This is a genomic window from Helicobacter aurati (assembly GCF_003364265.1).
Classification (GTDB): domain Bacteria; phylum Campylobacterota; class Campylobacteria; order Campylobacterales; family Helicobacteraceae; genus Helicobacter_A; species Helicobacter_A aurati.
Map to the genome: position 1 here is coordinate 16,032 of NZ_NXLW01000005.1, position 20,124 is coordinate 36,155.

General features: G+C 35.5%; 18 protein-coding genes. 11 read left to right on the forward strand and 7 right to left on the reverse strand.

What is annotated here, in order from left to right; all coding sequences use genetic code 11:
* Nucleotides 1-13: 13 nt before the first annotated feature.
* The 5 genes from CQA66_RS03555 to dapB all read right to left on the reverse strand — a co-directional run bounded on the left by CQA66_RS03555 (nt 14) and on the right by dapB (nt 6,337).
* The gene (locus CQA66_RS03555) at nt 14-862 is read right to left on the reverse strand and encodes an ABC transporter ATP-binding protein (RefSeq protein ID WP_115582542.1); all 849 of its coding nucleotides are present in this window, start codon (nt 860-862) and stop codon (nt 14-16) included.
* Between the two features lie 9 nt (nt 863-871).
* Nucleotides 872-1,648, reverse strand: a complete 777-nt coding sequence (locus CQA66_RS03560; protein ID WP_104762468.1) for an ABC transporter permease — start codon at nt 1,646-1,648, stop codon at nt 872-874.
* Nucleotides 1,649-1,803: 155 nt separating this feature from the next.
* A complete protein-coding gene (locus tag CQA66_RS03565; protein ID WP_104762467.1) occupies nt 1,804-5,040 on the reverse strand; it encodes an efflux RND transporter permease subunit in 3,237 nt (1,078 codons plus the stop codon).
* A 5-nt stretch (nt 5,041-5,045) separates the two neighbouring features.
* Nucleotides 5,046-5,519 (reverse strand): hypothetical protein, encoded by a 474-nt coding sequence (locus tag CQA66_RS03570; protein WP_104762466.1) that lies wholly within the window; start codon nt 5,517-5,519, stop codon nt 5,046-5,048.
* Between the two features lie 38 nt (nt 5,520-5,557).
* Nucleotides 5,558-6,337: a 4-hydroxy-tetrahydrodipicolinate reductase gene (dapB, locus tag CQA66_RS03575; protein ID WP_104762465.1), complete on the reverse strand. Its 780-nt coding sequence runs from the start codon at nt 6,335-6,337 to the stop codon at nt 5,558-5,560.
* Nucleotides 6,338-6,474: 137 nt separating this feature from the next.
* Between dapB and CQA66_RS03580 the strand changes: the two genes are divergently transcribed.
* From CQA66_RS03580 to CQA66_RS03610, 7 genes are all read left to right on the forward strand, one after another.
* Entirely contained in the window at nt 6,475-7,497 is a 1,023-nt protein-coding gene (locus CQA66_RS03580) for a glycosyltransferase family protein (RefSeq protein ID WP_104762464.1), read from the forward strand.
* Between the two features lie 121 nt (nt 7,498-7,618).
* A complete protein-coding gene (locus CQA66_RS03585; RefSeq protein ID WP_104762463.1) occupies nt 7,619-8,596 on the forward strand; it encodes a methyltransferase FkbM in 978 nt (325 codons plus the stop codon).
* Nucleotides 8,597-8,651: 55 nt separating this feature from the next.
* Nucleotides 8,652-9,308: an FAD-dependent thymidylate synthase gene (gene thyX / locus CQA66_RS03590; RefSeq protein ID WP_104762462.1), complete on the forward strand. Its 657-nt coding sequence runs from the start codon at nt 8,652-8,654 to the stop codon at nt 9,306-9,308.
* A complete protein-coding gene (locus CQA66_RS03595) occupies nt 9,301-10,911 on the forward strand; it encodes a GspE/PulE family protein (RefSeq protein ID WP_233707671.1) in 1,611 nt (536 codons plus the stop codon). The genes thyX and CQA66_RS03595 overlap by 8 nt, the downstream gene beginning before the upstream one ends.
* A gap of 16 nt (nt 10,912-10,927) precedes the next feature.
* Nucleotides 10,928-11,740 (forward strand): outer membrane beta-barrel protein, encoded by an 813-nt coding sequence (locus tag CQA66_RS03600; protein WP_104762461.1) that lies wholly within the window; start codon nt 10,928-10,930, stop codon nt 11,738-11,740.
* Nucleotides 11,741-11,845: 105 nt separating this feature from the next.
* Entirely contained in the window at nt 11,846-12,397 is a 552-nt protein-coding gene (locus tag CQA66_RS03605) for a PIN domain-containing protein (RefSeq protein ID WP_324843335.1), read from the forward strand.
* 109 nt (nt 12,398-12,506) lie between these two features.
* Entirely contained in the window at nt 12,507-12,917 is a 411-nt protein-coding gene (locus tag CQA66_RS03610; protein WP_104762459.1) for an RrF2 family transcriptional regulator, read from the forward strand.
* Nucleotides 12,918-12,926: 9 nt separating this feature from the next.
* Here the strand turns inward: CQA66_RS03610 and CQA66_RS03615 are convergent, their stop codons facing one another.
* A complete protein-coding gene (locus CQA66_RS03615) occupies nt 12,927-14,408 on the reverse strand; it encodes a peptidase U32 family protein (protein ID WP_104762458.1) in 1,482 nt (493 codons plus the stop codon).
* A gap of 57 nt (nt 14,409-14,465) precedes the next feature.
* The gene (locus tag CQA66_RS03620; protein WP_104762457.1) at nt 14,466-15,386 is read right to left on the reverse strand and encodes a thiamine-phosphate kinase; all 921 of its coding nucleotides are present in this window, start codon (nt 15,384-15,386) and stop codon (nt 14,466-14,468) included.
* Nucleotides 15,387-15,461: 75 nt separating this feature from the next.
* Between CQA66_RS03620 and CQA66_RS09460 the strand changes: the two genes are divergently transcribed.
* Genes CQA66_RS09460 through ftsH form a run of 4 tightly spaced genes read left to right on the forward strand, consistent with a single transcriptional unit; the run spans nt 15,462 to nt 19,967 of the window.
* On the forward strand, nt 15,462-16,184 hold the full coding sequence (locus CQA66_RS09460; RefSeq protein WP_233707670.1) for an FtsB family cell division protein: 723 nt from the start codon (nt 15,462-15,464) through the stop codon (nt 16,182-16,184).
* Nucleotides 16,184-16,714, forward strand: a complete 531-nt coding sequence (locus CQA66_RS03630; protein ID WP_104762456.1) for a type II secretion system protein — start codon at nt 16,184-16,186, stop codon at nt 16,712-16,714. The genes CQA66_RS09460 and CQA66_RS03630 overlap by 1 nt, the downstream gene beginning before the upstream one ends.
* Nucleotides 16,715-16,724: 10 nt before the next feature.
* A complete protein-coding gene (locus CQA66_RS03635) occupies nt 16,725-18,026 on the forward strand; it encodes a 50S ribosomal protein L11 methyltransferase (RefSeq protein WP_158656994.1) in 1,302 nt (433 codons plus the stop codon).
* A 39-nt stretch (nt 18,027-18,065) separates the two neighbouring features.
* Nucleotides 18,066-19,967 (forward strand): ATP-dependent zinc metalloprotease FtsH, encoded by a 1,902-nt coding sequence (gene ftsH, locus CQA66_RS03640; RefSeq protein WP_104762454.1) that lies wholly within the window; start codon nt 18,066-18,068, stop codon nt 19,965-19,967.
* Nucleotides 19,968-20,124 lie beyond the last annotated feature (157 nt).

Consider the following 20,124-nt stretch of genomic DNA (forward strand, 5'->3'; position numbering starts at 1 on the left):
TATTCAATCACAATCAAATGTTGTATTCCACCATTTCCTCAAATCCCTGTAATTCAAAGGCGATTCTTTCTTTAAGATGATAAAAATCTCGGCTATCTTTAATTGGTTTTTGCTGATTATCAAATTCGCGGACAATTTTCCCTTCATGAAGAATAATGATTCTATCACCAAGCAAAATAGCTTCATCAATATCATGTGTTACAAATACGATAGTCATATTTAAGCTTTTTGAAAGTCTCAATATGAGTTTTTGAAGGTTTTCTCGAATAAAATAATCAAGTGCCGAAAAGGGTTCATCAAGCAGTAAAATATCTGGCTTTAAACACATTGCCCTTGCAATAGCTACACGTTGCTTTTGCCCTCCGCTAAGCGCACTAGGAAATTTATCGCTATGTTCATGAAGACCCACAATTTCAAGATATTTCTTGGCAATTTTGTCTCCATCGGGAATCTTATTAGCTTTTAGCACAAAACGAATATTCTCAAAGGCACTCTTCCAAGGTAAAAGAGCATACTCTTGAAAGATTTTGATACATTTTTTATTGGGTTTAATCTGATAAATTGGTTTAGGGTAAGAAGATCTTGTAAAAAACCGCGATTTTTTTTGAGAATCTAGCGAAGATTCTAAATCTTTATGTTTGGCATTGCCGGCTGTTCTTTCTTGCACACGTACAAATCCAGAATGAAAGGGTTCAAATCCCCCGAGTATATTAAGCAGGGTGGTCTTCCCGCAGCCACTTCTACCTAGCAACATAATAAATTCACCTTTCTTGACATTTAAAGTAATAGAATCTAACACTTTATGATTGTGATAATATTTTGTCAGATTAGAAATTGCAATTTCATGATTCATATTTGGCATACATTCTCCTTATTTACCACCTAGTTTCTTTTGGATAAATCTTTCAAACGACTCAAAACCAAGATTAATACAATATCCGATACAACCAATACAAAGCATAGAGGCAATAATGCCCTCTGTTTGCAACAGATTCCTAGAATCAATAATCAAATATCCAAGTCCATTTTGTGCCCCTACCATCTCTCCTACAACAAGATTAATCCAAGCAAGGCTCGCGCCTAGCTTCAATGCAGAAGAGATTCCAATAAAGCTAGCAGGCAACGTGACATGCAAGAAAATATCCATATTTCCTGCACCTAGATTCTCCATTGCTTGATAATAAATAGAATCTATTTGTTTAATGCTTGTTAATGTGAGTAATAACATAGGAAAAAACACCGCATAAGCAATAATATAAATAGCAGGCTTATCACCAATGCCAAAAATAATAACAATTAGAGGAAACCATGCTATCGGAGAAATAGGACGTAATATCTGAATAAGAGGATCTATTGCATCGCGAACACGAGAAAAAAACGACAAAATAAACCCAGCAACAATTCCTAAAATAGCACCAATAGCAAAACCCAAGATGTAGCGATACAAGCTCGCTTGAATATGCAAAAACAATTTGTGATTTGCAACAACCTCCTGTAAGTACAACCAAACTTCAAAGGGGCTAGGAATAATATGATTTGTCTGAAAAAAAGATATATCAAAAAATTTACCTGTGCTAAAAAAATCCCATAATAGCAATACAATGCAAAGAACAAGAATATTATAAAGCCTTGCTTTGAAAAACTGCATAATAATCCTTAATAATAATTACTTAGTAGCAAAATATTATAATGATAATTTTTTAATAGTTTATAAACAAATTAACGTTGTCGTAAAAATATATAAATTATATATATAACAACTTTTAGATAAATATATAACTACACAATTTTGATTCAAATGGATTAAACAACAATGTCTTTAGGGGGCTTTAATGCAAAAACTAAAAGCGATGGAATCACAAAAACGCTAATAATAGTAGAGACTAAAATGCCCCCTCCAATTACAGCTCCCAATCCGCGATAAATTTCACTTCCAGCACCGCTCGAGAATACTAACGGAGACAAGGCTAACAGACTCGTAAGCATGCTCATATAAATTGGTCGGATACGTGAAATGGTTGCTTCGTACACACTATCATACACACACATTGCATATTTGCGTAGATTAATAAGGCTTTGATAAACAATCAAAATCGCGTTATTAACAACTGAACCCACAAGAATAATAAAGCCAAGCATTGTAAGTACATCAAGATTATGACTTGCAATATAGACATCTACAAACTTTAACCCAATAAATCCTCCAGCTAAAGCAAAAGGAACAGTGCAAATAATGATAATAGGATAAAGAAAATTACTATACAGGGCTACAAGTAGCAAATAAGTAATGATTAAGGCAAGAATAAAACCGCCACTCAAATGTTTTGCAAGCTTATGCAGCTTATTGGCGTTGCCGCTAAGAAGAATCTTATTATCTCCTAAAACGTCTTGTGATTGCATTTGTGGCTTGATTACATTTTCAATCACATGAATAACATCTTGCAATGGCATAGAAGATTGAGGATTAATATAAAAAAGAATATTTCTGTTTTGCTCAAAATGTCGAATTTGAGAGAATCCCCTGTCTTGACGAATATCAGCAAGACTACTAAGAGGTATGATTCGCCCTGAAGGTGCATAAATTTGTGAATATAAAATGTCTTCAGGACTTTGTGTCATATTATCAGATTGCAATATTAAATCTATAATGCGACCTTCTGTGTTACGAAAATCGCCTACTTTCTTACCGCCTACTACCACATCAACAATATTGCCAAAACTTTTTACATTAAGACCATTAACAGCCAAAGAACGCATATCGGGATATAAATTAATTTCTCTATTGCCTAAATCAAGAGAGGGAAAAACACGAATCCTTGCTCCAGGAAGGTATTGCTTGGCTAATTCCATAAACACGTTTGCGCTCTTCACCATAGAATCCATATCAAATCCGACAATATTTACCTCAACATTTTCGGAGATTCCACTACTACTAAAGATTCCTTGCTCCACTACAGTGCCGCTGATATTAGGGAGAGAATCTATACTTTCACGCATAAGCGGAATGAGTTCTTTGACACGTTGTGGTTCGTTAGAAATTGCATAAAAATAGATACTTGTTGTCCCAGCCGAAATATAAAAGTCCTTGATAGCCGGATACTTAGAATTTCCTACAAAACCATTAGCGAGCATATACGGAGCATGATACGTATAGATACCTTGCAATATGTCCAATCTCTCTTGATAACTCAAACCATTTGGTGCTTGCACATAAGCGATAAGGAAATTTTGGCTACCTTTTGGTAGATAATCTAATTTTGGGAAAAAAGCAACGCTAATGCTCACACTAAAGATAATAAAAAAAACAACACAAGCAATACGTGTCCATACATTCTCCAAACAAAATCTCACAAGATTAGCAATAATGCGAAAAATAAATTGTCCCATCATGAGTAAGAACAAATCAAAAGTATGTTTTGGTTGTATTATTCTAATAATAATTCGTGAAGAGAATATTCTTCTTGGGAATATTACAGCAAGAGAATCTCTTATCAATCGTGTTAATTTACTATGATTCTTGGAATCTATATTACATGTATTGGATTTATAGGTAGTATGCACGAACTTTGCAAGACTATAATATAAACTAGGAATAACTATCATACAAATAAAAAACGAGAGAATAAGCGCGCTACTCGATGCCAAAGCAATATCAGAAAAAAGTTGTCCGACATCATCTTTTAACCCAATAATAGGAATAAAGATTGCCACCGTAGTAATCGTGCTTGCAAAGAGTGCCCCTAAAACTTCCTTAGTACCGTCTATACAAGATTCAAACATACGTTTGCCCATACTATAATGTCTGTAAATATTCTCTACGACTACAATGCTAGAATCTATAATCATGCTTATAGCAAAACTCACTCCAGCAAGTAAAATCACATTAAGACTTCTGTCCATAAGATTCAACAAAATAAATGAGCTTAGAATAGAAATAGGGATAATGGCACTAACAACAAAAACGCTCGAAAAACTACGTAAAAACGCATAAAGCACTAAAGCAGCAAGGATAATACCCAAAAGAATATCGTGTTTTACAAGCGCAATAGCATCTTGGATAAATCCAGCACTATCCCTTCCCCAATCAATATGAAGATGATTCTCTTTCATTTGAGTGTTATTAAGCGTATTTGTTAATTCTTTGACACGCTCTATAAGCTCTAATACATTGGCAGTTGGAGTCGGGCGCACTTGCAGCGAAATGGTTTCATTGTTATTGTGTATATTTGGGACAGTAGATAATTCATAGGAATCAATCACAGAAGCAATATCACGTAAATAAACAACTTGTGTATCGCTCGTTTTAACCACTGTGTTATAAACATCTTGAGTAGTTTGGTATAAGCCGATTGTACGAACACGATAAGCCCTTTGCCCGTAATCAAGACTACCAGCTGAAACATCAATATTCTGATTCTGCAAAGCAGTAATGACATCCTCTATCGTAATATTATAGAAAGCAAGTTGTTTCGTGTTAAGTATCACTTGCACTTGTTTAGCCACTCCACCAACAATATCCACAGAGCCTACACCCTCTAATCTCTCATAAAGTTTGACTATATCTTCGTTGATATAGGTATAAAACTGCTTTACAGATTGCTGCGTATCGGACTTTACGAATAAATACACAACAGGGGCAATATTTTCACCCGTTGCTTTTACTACTGGATTATCAATGCCAGAAGGATACCCGCGAACTTCAGAGAGCTTGGAATTAATATCAAGCAGAGCCTTTTTCATATCAGTATCAATTTCAAATTCAAGACTCACTACTGCAACACCTTCGCGGCTTGTAGAAGTCATAGTAAGAAGATTGGGAAGATTCTTAAGGAATTTTTCTTGTCTTTGTACAATTTCTTTTTCTATTTCATAGGGTGTTGCCCCACTCCAAGTTGTTATGATACTCACAGTAGGTCTACTAATATTAGGAGTAAGAGAGTAAGGCATTTGTTTAATGGCTAAGTAACCAAAGAGTAGAAGAAAAATCACCCCCACACAAACAACGACTGGATTCTTAACGCTGTATGCAACAACTTTCATAGCAATTAATGCTTTAAAAATTGGTTATCGGGATTAGAAAGTATCGCATTCTTAGAGCTCGCTAACAATTCCTCTTCCTTTTCTTGTGTTTGTTCTTTATTTGGCGATTCAAGGTCCAATAAACTAATCGTATTAACAAACAAGCATAAATCACGAACAATACGATCTTGTGTTGGAACAATAATTTGTACGATAACAGAAAAAGGCACGGTTATAATACTCGCAAAATTCTCCTTACCAAAACCAGCTTCAAAAGAAATCTCATTTTCCCAAAGCTCAATGCTCTCAAACGTGTAGCCTGCAAGGACAAAATCAATTAAGGGTTGGAAAGTCGCAGTAATATCTGCGGGTAATATAGGATCAAAATGCACCTTTTCTACACAGCATTGCAAGTAAAAATGTATTTTATAATGTAATAAATGTTGTATGATTTCCTTAGCATGCTGTACTAAAATTTCTTCAAAGTACTCTTTATACATTTTTTCTCCTCATATTTCAAAAATCTTAGAATCCTTGATTACACTTCAAACATATCGCTCATGCTGTATAAACCATTGGATTGGTTAATCACCCAAAATGCAGCATTAAGTGCGCCTTTAGCAAAAGTTACTCTTGAAGTAGCCGTATGAGTAAGCTCTAAATATTCTCCATCGCCATAAAAACCAACCGTATGCTTGCCAACAACATCTCCTGCACGCACGCTCAATACACCAATCTCATCTTTCTCTCTAAGCGCAAATCCTTGTCTGCCAAATTTCAAATGTTGTTCATTTAAATTACGTGCTTGAAGAACGTTTTTTGCAAGAGATAATGCAGTGCCAGACGGAGCGTCCCTTTTGTACTTATGATGCGATTCTGTAATTTCTATTTCAGAATCCCGCCATTCACGACTTAATAATGCAACTATCTTCTCTAAAACCGCAATACCAAAACTCATATTGCTTGCATAAAGAACGCGCGCAATAGAGCTCGTCCTATCTAACAACTCTTGCTGCATGTTATTTAATCCTGTTGTGCCAATAACTAGAGCTGGAATATCTTTAGAATCTAAATTTGATTGAAGAATAGATTCTAAAAGCAATTGTGTAGCTTCTGGACTCGAAAAATCAATAATCACTTGATTGGCTGCAATAAAAGCAAACATATCATTTGTTACAAGTGTTTTCGAAGGAATATTGTATTGCAATTCATTGCGCACATAAACGCTTGATAATTGACATTTTTTTTCCGAAAGAATCTCATTAATTAAAAGTTTTCCTACTCGACCCGTTGCCCCAAAGATTCCTATTTGTAGCATTTCAACCTCCTTGAATCTCTGTATGATTTACAAAAATTATATATATTGTAACACAAAACTTACCATAGAAATCACATGCAAAATTCCATTTGAATCACTAAGAATAAGTTATAATTTTCATTTTATTAAGGAATTTTATGCAGCAACCTTTAGCACCTATTGTATTGTTTACCTACAATCGAATCTGGCATACACAGCAAACACTCCAAGCTTTAGCAAACAATCCATTTAGCCTGCAAAGCAAACTCATTATCTATGCAGATGCGCCAAAAAGGGAGGCAAGCAGTACGGCGATAGAGCAAGTTGCTGCAGTCAGAAATTATCTTCAAACTTTCTGTGAACAAAACAAAATATTACGTCGTTTTCAGGAAATTGAAATTATCGAAAGGGAACATAACTTTGGTTTAGCAGATTCTATTATCGATGGCGTAAGCACTACGATGCAAAAATACGGCAAGGCTATCATTTTGGAAGATGATATAGTCGTTAGTCCTATTTTTTTACAATACATGAATGAAGCACTCAATTTTTACGAAAATAATAATCGTGTTTGGAGCATTAGTGCATGGAGTGCACCTATACAAACAGATGGATTAGAATCCTGCTATTTTTTTAGAATCCCACATTGTTGGGGCTGGGCTAGCTGGGCAAATCGATGGCAATATTATAAACGTGATGTTGATTGGGCATTGCAAAATTTCACGCAAGAGGACATACGTTATATCAATTTGGATGATTATAGTAAGGGCTATTGGGAACAACTTCTACTCAATAAAAGCGGCAAAATAAAAACTTGGGCAATTTTCAACTATCTTATCGCCTATAAACATAAAGCTCTAACCTTGCTACCCTCGCATTCACTAATCAGACAAATAGGCTTTGATGGAAGCGGCACTCACTGCGGTGGAGACGATAATATATGCAATCCACAAGAAGTGTGCGTAACACTTCCTCTTACCTATCCGCAACAAGTTTGCGAATCCAAACTAGCACTCACTAGGATTCAACAATTTGAACTTGAAAGAAGGAAAAAGACATTTTCCAAAAGAATCACTAAATTACAAAGAACATTGCGAAATAGCGTACAAAAGAGATTCGCGGCATTGACTACTACGGGGGGGGGGGGGCAACCTCAATCACAACGAAAACCAATAGCCTAAATTGCCACACATCTTATTCTATTTATTTCTTCTCCACTTATAAATTCTTTCAAACAACCAGAATCCACTTTATTCACAACAATGTAGTTTATTCTTCTCACAAAAATTCAAAGGAAGTTGCATGAAAGCTGCTTCCCAAACATTCTATCAATGTAAATCACCCGTGCTTTTTCTTACCTTTAATCGACTCGATACAGTAGAGCAAACATTGCCGCAGATTCTTCAGGCAAAACCACCTAAAATCTACCTTGCAAGCGACGGTGCTAGAGAGAATAAAAAAGATTCTCAAGGCAAATTAGAGAGTGAAAAAGTTGCAAAGATTCGCAAGTATATGTTGGATACAATCAATCAACAATGTGAAATCAAAACTCGCTTTTTAGATTCTAACCTTGGATGTAAAATGGGCGTTAGTTCAGCCATATCGTGGTTTTTTAGTCAAGAAGAACAAGGGATTATCTTAGAGGATGACTGCCTGCCTAGTTTAAGTTTCTTTAGATTCTGCGATGAATTGCTGGAATATTATAAGGAAACTGAACAAATCTTTCTAATATCTGGTTGGAGTGGATTGGACTTACTGCCGCGTCTAAAACAGTATATGCAAGTAGATTATTTTTTCTCAAAATATGCGCATATTTGGGGCTGGGCTAGCTGGGCAAATCGATGGACAAAATACGAAAGAGAGATTGAAGACTTTGAGACGCATTTTGCAAAAATGTCTTTTTGTAATCACCGTGAAAAAAGATATTGGCATAAGATTTTCCTGTCCTACATTGCAGGCGAAATTGACACTTGGGATTACCCATTAACGTATAGCATGTGGAAGCATCAGGCAATAAGCATACAACCCAAACATGCTTTTATTAAAAATATTGGTTTTAATCGCGAAGATGCTACACATACCACATCTACATCACCAATTCAAGCATTAAAAAATTATGATATTGATTTCCCATTGCAAACGCCTAAAACTATGCAACCAACCCCCAAACTCGAACAAGCAATATTCGAAGGAGTCTTTGGAGGCAAACAGCAATATATGCTACGTTTAATCAACAAAGTCTCTCAAAAACTCTTAGGCAAAAAACTTTTTTGGCACTAATTTTCTTAAAATGATATACAATTACAGCCGACAAAATAAGTTAGAATGAGCTATCATGGAATCCGCATCATCTCCTGCATATAATTTATCATTTTCAATAAAACTTTTACATTACACGCCTTTAAACGTGTGTGTAGGTGGAGTTAGGACATGTTGGGATAGTTTCGATAAAGCTTCAAATAAGGCTGATTTAGAGTTAATCGATAGAGTTGGGAATAAGTTTAAGCATAAATCGGTTTTAGAGCATTTAAGCTATTCATTTGAGATTAAAGGCATAAGTAGAGCGTGTTTGATTGAATTAACACGGCATAGAATGGCAAGTTATTCTGTTAAGAGCACAAGATACACACTGAAAGAGTTAAGACAACAAGATAGCTTTTTACCGATTGATAGCGTTAATTTTGAGAGAGCTAGTAAGTGGGTAGTTTTTACACAAGACAACGAAACAAATAATGCAATTATTCATTCATTGGAGAAATTAAGGGAATTGCTAGTGAATGGTAAGGCTAACGATGTGGCTAAATATGCTTTACCTGAGGCTTATCGAACCAATCTTTATTTCACTATTAACGCACGTTCATTACAAAACTTTTTTGAATTACGCACCGATAAGAGAGCATTATTTGAGATTAGGAAGTTGGCATTAGCTATTTATTCCAATCTACCACATAGTCATAAGTATTTGTTTAAAGGTAGTGTGAAGTTTGATTAGTTTAGATTCTTTGCGAGCACAGGTTGAGCACAACCCTTATACACCAACACAAGAAAGCTTTCATGCTTTGAATCATCAACATCAAGAAGCGTTTAGAGACTTTCTTTGTGAGATGCTGCAAAAAAAGACTCTGATTTTTAGTAAATTTATCGACGCACATCCATACGTTGAAGAACACTTTTTGTCATGCTATCTCGTTTATTATCAACTCACCGTATTGCAAAACAATAGAGGACATATTTTTTCTATCATGCAAACCGAGCAGATTATATTGCCGCATATTATCTTTCCTTGTGCAGATTCTCAAAATTTATGTGTTATTCTTCAAGAACCTCTTGATGCACAGCATCAAAACCAACTTCGGGAAGAGCTACGTAAATATTATTCAGAGGCTCATGTTGTATTCTACCTCTGTAAGCAAAAGTTTTTACACCAAATTAATTTTTGCCTTACTATCAAGCATTATTTAGAGGAAAAAGAGCTACATGAAAATCTCATTATAAGTTTGATTTCATTAGCTGTACTCTATAACGTAAGCGATATTCATATCACCCTGCAAGAAAAGGTAGGTAAAATTGCCTTACGTATAGAGGGAAATTTACTACATTTTATGGATTTCAATGAACTGCTTTTCTATAAAATCGCACAAAAAATCAAATTACTTTGTCATCTTGATATTACAGAGAAAAGGTTACCGCAAGATGGGCATTTTAGTATTGATGGGCTTTTTGATACCCATTCCTTTAAAACTCTGTATCAATGTGTAAAAGATGATTTTGCAATTTCACTCTCGCAACAACATTGCGATATTCGTATTTCATGCTTTCCCGCGCTAGAAAATGAAAGCATTGTACTTAGAATCCCTCATTATTCTCAAAAGTTCCTTAGTTTAGATTCTCTGAATTTACAACCGCATATTAGAGAATCTCTCAAAAAACATTTACTTGCAAAAAGCGGGTTAATTCTAGTAAGTGGTCCGACAGGTAGCGGAAAAAGCACGCTTCTCTATAATTGTCTACGTTTTTTAAACGATAGCACAAAAAAAATCATCACAATAGAAGACCCTATTGAACAAAATATCGCGGGCATTACACAATGCCAAGTCAATGAAGAATTGAATTTTTCCTTAGCCCTTAAGCATATCCTACGACAAGATCCAGATATTATCATGATAGGCGAAATACGTGATAGTGCTACTATGGAAAGTGCCTTGCGAGCTACACTTACCGGGCACTTGGTGCTTGCAAGCATTCATTCCCATGATTGTCAATCAAGCATTGCGAGATTAAAAGACTTAGGCGCGAAACAATATTTATTAGAATCCACTCTAAGCTGCATTATTTCACAAAGGTTACTTAAGACATTTTGTCCGCAATGTAAAATACAGGATAAAGCCATAGCACTCGGATGTCCACATTGCTATTATCAAGGATTTGGCAAGAGGATTCTTATCCAAGAGATTCTCGACTCGAAAATGATACAGGATTTCCTACGATTAGAATCTCTTTCGCAAGAATCCCTTTCAAAGTTTCTTAGCCTAAAGCAACAAGCCAACAATCTCTTTGAACAAGGTATAATCCCTTATGAAGAAAGTCTTTTGTAGAAAGAATCCATAAATTATGAAAAGGGAAATATTACATAAGAAATCCATATATTTCTTTATCGTTCTATTGATACTATGTTGTTTGCAAGCAAACACTAACGAAATAACATTTCCTGATGAAGATGAGAATTCTTTAACAGCACCAAGCTTTACAGAAGAACAAATCAGATCCTTACAACCCGTACTTATCACTCCAAAAATCGCAAAAACACCTACGCAGAGTTTGTTACTTAGAGAAGCGAACATTAAACGTAATGGTTATTACCTTATGCTTTTATACAATATAACGTCCATTAATCGATTGGATACTCATGGGAATACGGTAAGGATTCTAAGCTCGGGATTTGGGCTACGAGGTGGTATGATAAGCTATCTTGATAGCTACATTGGAATTCGCGGATATTTTGGACTTGATTTCACACATGATTCCTTAGCCATAGCTATTTTGCAACAAAACACACTCAAACCAACCGATTTGAATATTCAATATTCTGGAACAATGATTATGGCTTCTCTTGGCATAGATATTTTGATTGATTTTTTTATCGGTAAAACCTATCAGCACACAATGGGATTCTTTCTAGGAGTAGGCGCAGGTGCTCTTATCTATTTTGATAATAATACGCCTATGATATTGGCAAACGGCAATCGTATAGACATTGCATGGAGTGCCAATGTCACTGTGCAAGGAGGCATAACAATGACGCTTGCGCACAAAAATAAATTTGAAATTGGAGTAAAATTACTTCCAACGCAAGCTCTAACAATAGACAAGAGCGGCGTGTTGCTTGATTTTAACCCCTATATAGCTTATAGCTATAAGTTTTAAGGATTGTAATGGACACAGTAATTTTTTGTAGATTGGGAAAACCTACGACATGAAATAAAGAAAATACAAAAAGATTCTCAATATCCAATGTTTAATGAAGATACGATGGACTACAATAATGCTTATCATGTCATTGCGCTAATTCATTCTTTTTTACTAAAAGAGGAAAAATTAAAAAAAATATTTTTTTACACCGCCAAACCTATAGAAGAAAAGTTTCTGGAAAAAGGCAAAGAAGAATATAATGAAAAAATCTCTTATGTCCTTAAATTTCTTGATGATATAGTGCGATTACCGTTTGTTGCAACGCGTCTTGGTGTTTCAAAATATCGAGGGTTAGATTCGAATGGGCATCCTATTATCATTCAAAAACAAGTGGACATGCTTATCGGGCTTGACATTGCACACATTGTCTATAACAAACTTGCAGAGAGAATCCTTATTTTCTCTAAGGATATTGACTTGATTCCAGCCCTTAAATGTGCGCGCACAAATGGTATGACAACCATTTTAGCCAACCTAAAAAACGGCTTTGAAATCAACCATAGTCTTGTAAAACATTCCGATTTGTTACGTTCTAGAAGCTGCGATGAAATTTTAGAATATGTAAGTAATGCACTTTTCTCACATAATGAAAGCAATCACGGAGATTGTTGATACAATACGCAAATTATCTCTAAATACACTCTATAAGACAACAAACATTTGTACTTAATAATGGAAATTTATCAATTAGAGAATCTACCCTTAACGTTTAAGGAATGTCATGCAGCTATCAAAATTCAGCGATTATTCGTTTCGTGCGCTTATGTATCTCGCAGAAAACAACAACGAATTAAACACAGTGGAACAAATGGCAAAAGAACTTCAAATTTCACAAAATCATCTTAAAAAGATAATTCATAAGCTTTCAAAAGGGCATTTCATAGAATCTTTTAAGGGTCGCGAAGGTGGCATAAGGCTTGCTCAAAAACCAGAACAAATCAATCTCTCATCGGTTTTGCTCTATACAGAAAACAACATTCATCTTGTAGAGTGCTTAAAGCAAGAAGCTGGAGAATTATGCCCTTATCATACAGATTGCAATCTCAAAATAGTTATTAATCGCGCGCGTAATTCCTTTATTGAAGAGTTTAAAAAATACCACTTATCGGATTTATTAGTAACGAACAAATAGGTCAACTTTTTAACCGTCATTATTGGTTGTATCGTTAATTTTTATGCGCAAAAAACTTAGAGGAGGTAAAGCCGTAGGTAAAACGATAGGATGTGTATTCCCACTATGCACAGATTCTAATTCACTGCCACTTGCAGTAAAGATTTTAAAAAGCTTAAGATAATATCTACCAGCTATAAAGACAATTTGTCCTATATCATTGCAAATTTCTTGTAAAACACAATCTTGATTCTTAGAGAGTACTACATCTTTTCTACTAGATTCTTTGCTGCTATAAGAATCTAGTAGAGAGATAGAAGGAAAATCAAGACCAAAATCGTACTTAGGATAATATTCCAAAGGTGCAATGATTTCCATCCATTGCTGCTTTATAATGGTATGTTTGCACAGAAAAAACTTCCCACTACAATCAACCTCTGCACACACTTGATAACTCCCATCACTAATTGCACTAAAAGTATTTTGCGTGTCAAGCTTTTGAAATGGTCTATGAATAATATATCCATCACTAAAGCCGCGATTTTTCAATGTATGCAATTCATATTGATAGAGATTCGAACGTGAAAGATTTTGGTAATAGTCTTCTATGGCAAGTCGATATGTGCGCGCTGTGATACCCGCATAGTAGCTGCTCTTTGTGCGCCCTTCAATCTTGAGCGCGTCTATTGCTTGAGATTCTAAAATCTCATGAATGTAGCTTGCGAGATTCAAATCTTTTGCATTAAAAATATGAGTTCCCATACTATCCTCTTCCAATCGCATAAAAACGTTGTTATCTGGATTTTTCACATAGAGCTCCTGTGGACAAAACTCTACAAGGTTACCACTTTGGATGTCTCTTACAAAATATTCATAGTCAAATCTACAATCATTTGCACAGCTTCCACGATTGGGAACCCTGCCATGCTGTAAAGCAGAAATCAAACAACGTCCCGAAAAAGCAAAGCACATACTGCCATGAACGAATATCTCGATTTCTAAATCTGGCAATACTTTTTTAATCTGCATACAGTCATTTAAGCTTACTTCTCTAGCGGCTACAATACGTTTTACACCCATATCAAAATACACACTAGCATCTAAAACATTGAGTACGTTTGCTTGAGTGGAGAGGTGAATTGGAATATTTGGTGCAATTTCTCGCGCTAATCTCACAACACCAGGTGCCGCAATAATAAAAGCATCGGGATTCAAATCGCGCATTCTAGCAATATGATTCTTTAAACTTTCAATCTGTGAATTAAACGGGAATCCGTTAATAGTTACAAATACTTTCTTGTTTAAGCTATGGGCGTATTCAACACCTGTTGCAAAATCCTCATAGCTAAAATCTTTCCCTGCCCGATTCCTCAATGAGAAGTGGCTTACTCCGCCATAAACAGCATCTGCCCCATAATGCAGAGCGATTTGCATTTTTCTAAGATTGCCCGCTGGAGAAAGCAATTGTACTTTCTTTAATGTTTCTTTGTGTGTAATAAAGCCCAAACTCATATCACTCCTTTGAATACCTAAGGTTGTTACAATTCTCTTTCAATGCTTAATTGATTGTCAATGCCATAGGATAATTGGCAATGTTTGCTTTTTAACACGTTCGAATTGTCCAACAATATGCAGTTTTATACGACATAACTTTGCAATATATCGCAATGCCAACAAATCTTTAGGAAAAAAACTAAAAAGTAATTCATATTCTTCACCACTTTGATAAACATGCTTTGGGCACGAATGCTTAAAGGATTTCCTAAGAGATAATCCCAAACCATTAATCTTTTGTAGTCTTTGTATTTCCATACCTAAGCCATCACTAATATCCATGCACGCATGAATATATCGCTGTGCTTTAAAAAGAAAATTGCCTCGCAATAGAGGATTGCCAAAACGTGCATAAATGTTTGCAGATTCTATAACTCCGCGTTGTGTGTTTGGAATCTTAGTTTTACAACGCAATAACGTCCGCAAAGCATGTAAACTACTACCTAAATCACCATTGCGAATGCTCGTATAAGCAAGCAAATCCCCGCATAAAACACGATCTCTGCTTAAATATTTTCCCTGCAATTCACCCATGATTGTAACATGAAAACACAAATTACTCCCCTTGATTGTATCGCCACCGATAAGCCTGATTTGGTATTCGCTGCAAACCTCTTCTATACCTGCAACTATCTCTCTGATGTTCAATTTAGTAAGATATTTTGGAAGTGTTATCGCCAACAACGCAAACTTGGGTTTAGCACCAGAACTAATAATATCTGAAATCGTAATAATGAAAGCCTTTCGCGCAAGACTCTTATAGCTTATCCATTGCGGATAGAATCCTGTGTGCAACAAGAAATGTGTTCCTTCTACAAAACTATCCATAGCAACAAGCAGCTTATTACTGCATTGTAACAAGGCGCAATCATCATTTAATTTCCCTATTACTGAACTTTCTTGCAATACATGTAAAAAAAAAGATTCTCTATCCATAGTCAATCCTTATGATAAAAATTCCAAAGAGTTATTTGTGTTATAATTACAAAAATGGGCATAAGGGATAAAATAATGTCAATCTCAACAGATGACACTTCCACACAATCACATACAACAAACGAAGTAGATGATTCTACAATCATAGATGCAAGGATAAAAAATACCACTTCAGAAATACAACCTGATACTTTAGAAGAAAAAGAAGAATCATTACAAACAACACCGTTAAACAAAGAACATAATCACTTACAGCTCGATAATACTGAACCACAAACACAAGATATCGAACAAAGCCAACTTCTGATAGTATCAAATACAGAATCTCATGATTCCACTAATCAAGACGACAAAGAACTAGATGCGCGGTATGCAATAGACAACGAATCTCCAAATAACCAAAATATAAACGACAAGCATACTGACAAAACATTGGCATTCAATGATAAAAAACAAGATTCTGAAGAAAACAAATTTCCTCAAGATTCTGCGACACATTATATAGCAGATGACGATGATTTAGAGGCGATCTCGCCGATTAAAGTAGGTTATCGAGAAAAATCTTGGGATTATATCTTGTATTCCAAGCGAATTTTTATTGCTGTGGCATTATTTGCGTGCTTTACGGGATTATATACGGGGTATTTGTTTTTTGGGACAACTTCATTGGGGGTATTATGGGCGTTACAGCAGGAACGTGAAAACATTATGCAAGAAGTTGAGAATCGACGTCTAGAAAATGCACAACTACAAAAACAAGTGCTAGAGCTGCAAATGCTAGAACCACAAGAGTTGTAATGACAAGGGACAATGAACACCCTAAAACAACAAGTACTTTTAGCATAATAGAAGTCCTTTTTGTTATTTTTATTGTAGGACTTATCAGTATCCCACTCCTAAAGACATTGCAATCTTTACAAGCACAAAACCACCGTATCCAAGCTTTTCTTGTCAAAAAAAGCTCACTATTTGAGACTCAACTTTTCATTAACAAACATATAAATCTAGCAAAAATAGATTCTATTGTCGTTACAAATAATACACTCAAATACGAAGCTTTTAACAATTTGTTTATACCTACACAAAGTGCTCATTTTATGGATATTTCTTTGCAGACAATACCGCAAACCTTGCAACTTACTAATGGTAATCTCTATTTCAATAATGCACTACTTTTAAAAGACGTACAAACTTTCATAGTGAATATACAACAAAACCAAACCGCAAAGAATGAAAGCATTCTTTATTACAAGCTTTGTTTAAAAAAAGCAAATGAATGTATCGAAGAGAGCCTCTTCTTAGATAACATAGAGATTCCCTACCAATGAAGGAGCAATGATGAAAGAAAAGATAAACATTTTGCACCCATTAGCACACAAACTATCTGGAGAAAAACTTGACAATAACCCCATACGTATCACAGAATCGAATATTGTGTGGCGCAGCAATAAAAGCCTTAGTGAAATAGAACAAATTATTAATGAAATACGAGATTCTTGCTCCGAAGTTTTCAAAGCACTTGATAAACAAAGTATGGTAGAAAGCACTATAGAATTTATTCCTAAGAAGTACAACCACACCTTTTACACAACAAGGCTGCATATTCCCAATCGAGTAAAAAATATAAGCAATGTAGATTTTAAAATCGCGTTGCGACTTCTCATCAAACACAATAATCCGTTTATGAACAAAAATTATCGTAAAAAAACTATTGCTAAAGTCAGCAATTTAATCATAAAAGCCAAAACAACGAAACCAATAACGCATTCCATTAAAGATATGAAATTCTATACCGTTTCACAAATCGAAGCCGTAAGAATACATCTTTTTAAAGTGCAAAATAAAGACTGGATAGAGGAATACAAAAAAAGCATACAACCCATTGTGTGTGGGAAATTTTATATTTCTCCAAGCTGGCATAAAGACAAAAAGCCATCAAAACATTCCGCTCAAGTCGCTAATACCACTCAAGAAATCAAGTCTAATGTACAACATACACAATCTGACGAACTTCATACAATTATTCTGGAGCCCTCTCTTAGCTTTGGTAGCGGACATCATGCAAGTACGAAGATGTGCATAATGTTCCTAAGCCAACTTGATTTAAAAGGGAAAAGCTTGCTTGATGTGGGCTGTGGAAGCGGTATCCTTTCTCTTGTTGGAGCAAAGCTAGGAGCACAAATCTACGCCTGCGACACAGACTATTACGCCTGCACACAAACAAAACAAAATTTTCATAACAACAATGTAAAGTATCAAATGATTTGGCAAGGAAGTTTAGAATCAATAGTCCATACAAATTCAAATGTAGCTTGTATAACTACATTGGACAACAATCAAAATACCGCAATACAGGATCTCACAATAGCGCAACACGCAATAACAGATTCTACAATCTCAGAATCTATTTCTATCAAACCGCCTTTAGAATATGATTATATTTGTGCCAATATTGTAAGCTCTGTGATTATTCTGCTAAGACGCAATTTAATAGCATGCTTAAAGAAGGGGGGGATTCTTATCCTCTCTGGAATCCTTGAAGATCATGAAAAACGTATTATGAAAGAATTTGATACGTTACAATTATTAGAAAAACAACAAATTGAGGAATGGATAGCCTTAAAGTTTATCAAAAAATAATATAATCTACCGAATTTATTGTAGATTGAGAGAGAATATATGGCAGTTAATAATACGAACAATAAAAAGCCAAACAATAAAAACTACATTCTTATTTTTATTGTTTTAGGAATTCTAACATTTGGGATTTTTAAGCTTTTTTCCCCCGATGACGCGAGCTTGTTTGGACGCTTAGGTGGCAATAGCGTTAGTCAAACAATTGAATACTCTGAATTTAAAGAGTTGATTAAAAATAGACAAATACAAAATGTATCGATCGGGCAAACGTTAATTAAAGCAGTGAGTGTAAATGCTCATCCAACTATCTATTACACAACCAAAAAAGTTCAGGATATGACTTTAATCCCCCTACTCGATGAGTATAAAGTGAAATATAGTGGATTCAGTGAGCAAAATTTCTTTACAGATATGTTGGGATGGCTTATGCCTATATTTATTATTATCGCAATATGGATGTTTATGACAAGTCGTATGCAAAAAAATATGAGTGGCGGCATGTTTGGATTGGGCAACGCAAGCAAACTTATTAATGCAGAAAGACCCAATGTTCGCTTTGATGATATGGCAGGCAATAAAGAGGCAAAAGAAGAAGTTGTAGAAGTTGTAGATTTTCTTAAGCATCCCGATAGGTATGCGGCTGTTGGAGCGAAGATTCCAAAAGGGGTCCTATTAGTCGGTCCGCCCGGTACAGGTAAAACATTACTTGCAAAAGCTGTCGCTGGAGAAGCCAATGTCCCCTTTTTCTCTATGAGTGGGAGTAGTTTTATCGAAATGTTCGTAGGGCTTGGCGCAAGCCGTGTGCGTGATTTATTTGAAAAAGCCAAAAAAGATGCCCCAAGCATTATTTTCATTGACGAAATTGATGCAATAGGAAAAAGTCGTGCTGCTGGTTCTATGGTTGGAGGCAACGATGAAAGAGAACAAACACTTAATCAACTTTTAGCAGAAATGGACGGATTTGGTAGTAGTGCCCCCGTGATTGTTTTAGCTGCAACCAATAGACCAGAGGTATTGGATCCTGCATTGCTTAGACCCGGAAGATTCGACAGACAGGTGCTTGTTGATGCTCCAGATTTCAAAGGACGCATTGACATTCTTAAAGTGCATATTAAAGGCGTTAAACTTGCCAAAGACGTGGATTTAACTGAAATTGCAAAATTTACTGCAGGATTAGCAGGAGCAGATTTAGCAAATATTATCAATGAAGCGGCACTTTTGGCAGGCAGAGAAAATCAAAAAGAAGTCTCACACAAACATTTTAAAGAAGCAATGGAAAGAACCATGATAGGTTTAGAGAAAAAATCACGTAGATTGTCTCTGAAAGAAAAACGTATTGTGGCTTACCACGAAAGCGGACATGCTCTCATGGGCGAAGTTACAAAAGGTGCTCATCGTGTGAATAAAGTCTCCATTATTCCACGTGGTATGGGTGCTTTGGGCTATACTCTACATACTCCAGAAGAAAACCGACATTTAGAACAAAAACATGAGATGTTAGCAACCATTAATGTTTTATTGGGCGGTAGAGGTGCTGAAGAAGTCTTTTTGGGTGAAATTTCTAATGGTGCTTCTGATGACTTACGGCGCGCAACAGGGATTCTTAAAAACATGATCGTCTATTACGGTATGACAGATGTCTCTGGATTAATGGTATTAGAAGATTTCACTGCAAGAAACAGATTCTTAGGTGGAGGAAGTAACACGCGCGAATACAGCAATGAAACAGCTCAAAAAATTGACAGCTACATTCAAAATCAACTACAAGAGCATTATGAACATGTCAAGCAAACATTAACGCTTTACAAAGGCGCGATTGAGACAATGGCAAACGAACTACTAGAAAAAGAAGTGATAGAAGGGGAAAGAGTGCGCGAAATCATTGCAAATTACGAAACAGACAATAACCTAGAGACTAAGTTGGTCCCCCTCGAAGAAGCGTAGTATTCACCACCCTGAATGATAACATCATAGAATCAAATAAAATAATAAGGCAGCCTATATTCAATTAATACAAATAGGCAGAATACTCACTACAAAAATTCCTTTATAGTAGCTTTGATTCCAGCAATGTAAATATAATGCGATTTGTAAATTGGAA

What these genes read in the sequence shown, in the direction of transcription:
- CQA66_RS03555 (WP_115582542.1), bottom strand. Translation starts at nt 862, where the DNA reads ATGCCAAATATGAATCATGAAATTGCAATTTCTAATCTGACAAAATAT.
- CQA66_RS03560 (WP_104762468.1), bottom strand. Translation starts at nt 1,648, where the DNA reads ATGCAGTTTTTCAAAGCAAGGCTTTATAATATTCTTGTTCTTTGCATT.
- CQA66_RS03565 (WP_104762467.1), bottom strand. Translation starts at nt 5,040, where the DNA reads ATGAAAGTTGTTGCATACAGCGTTAAGAATCCAGTCGTTGTTTGTGTG.
- CQA66_RS03570 (WP_104762466.1), bottom strand. Translation starts at nt 5,519, where the DNA reads ATGTATAAAGAGTACTTTGAAGAAATTTTAGTACAGCATGCTAAGGAA.
- dapB (WP_104762465.1), bottom strand. Translation starts at nt 6,337, where the DNA reads ATGCTACAAATAGGAATCTTTGGGGCAACGGGTCGAGTAGGAAAACTT.
- CQA66_RS03580 (WP_104762464.1), top strand. Translation starts at nt 6,475, where the DNA reads ATGCAGCAACCTTTAGCACCTATTGTATTGTTTACCTACAATCGAATC.
- CQA66_RS03585 (WP_104762463.1), top strand. Translation starts at nt 7,619, where the DNA reads ATGAAAGCTGCTTCCCAAACATTCTATCAATGTAAATCACCCGTGCTT.
- thyX (WP_104762462.1), top strand. Translation starts at nt 8,652, where the DNA reads ATGGAATCCGCATCATCTCCTGCATATAATTTATCATTTTCAATAAAA.
- CQA66_RS03600 (WP_104762461.1), top strand. Translation starts at nt 10,928, where the DNA reads ATGAAAAGGGAAATATTACATAAGAAATCCATATATTTCTTTATCGTT.
- CQA66_RS03605 (WP_324843335.1), top strand. Translation starts at nt 11,846, where the DNA reads ATGGACTACAATAATGCTTATCATGTCATTGCGCTAATTCATTCTTTT.
- CQA66_RS03610 (WP_104762459.1), top strand. Translation starts at nt 12,507, where the DNA reads ATGCAGCTATCAAAATTCAGCGATTATTCGTTTCGTGCGCTTATGTAT.
- CQA66_RS03615 (WP_104762458.1), bottom strand. Translation starts at nt 14,408, where the DNA reads ATGAGTTTGGGCTTTATTACACACAAAGAAACATTAAAGAAAGTACAA.
- CQA66_RS03620 (WP_104762457.1), bottom strand. Translation starts at nt 15,386, where the DNA reads ATGGATAGAGAATCTTTTTTTTTACATGTATTGCAAGAAAGTTCAGTA.
- CQA66_RS09460 (WP_233707670.1), top strand. Translation starts at nt 15,462, where the DNA reads ATGTCAATCTCAACAGATGACACTTCCACACAATCACATACAACAAAC.
- CQA66_RS03630 (WP_104762456.1), top strand. Translation starts at nt 16,184, where the DNA reads ATGACAAGGGACAATGAACACCCTAAAACAACAAGTACTTTTAGCATA.
- CQA66_RS03635 (WP_158656994.1), top strand. Translation starts at nt 16,725, where the DNA reads ATGAAAGAAAAGATAAACATTTTGCACCCATTAGCACACAAACTATCT.
- ftsH (WP_104762454.1), top strand. Translation starts at nt 18,066, where the DNA reads ATGGCAGTTAATAATACGAACAATAAAAAGCCAAACAATAAAAACTAC.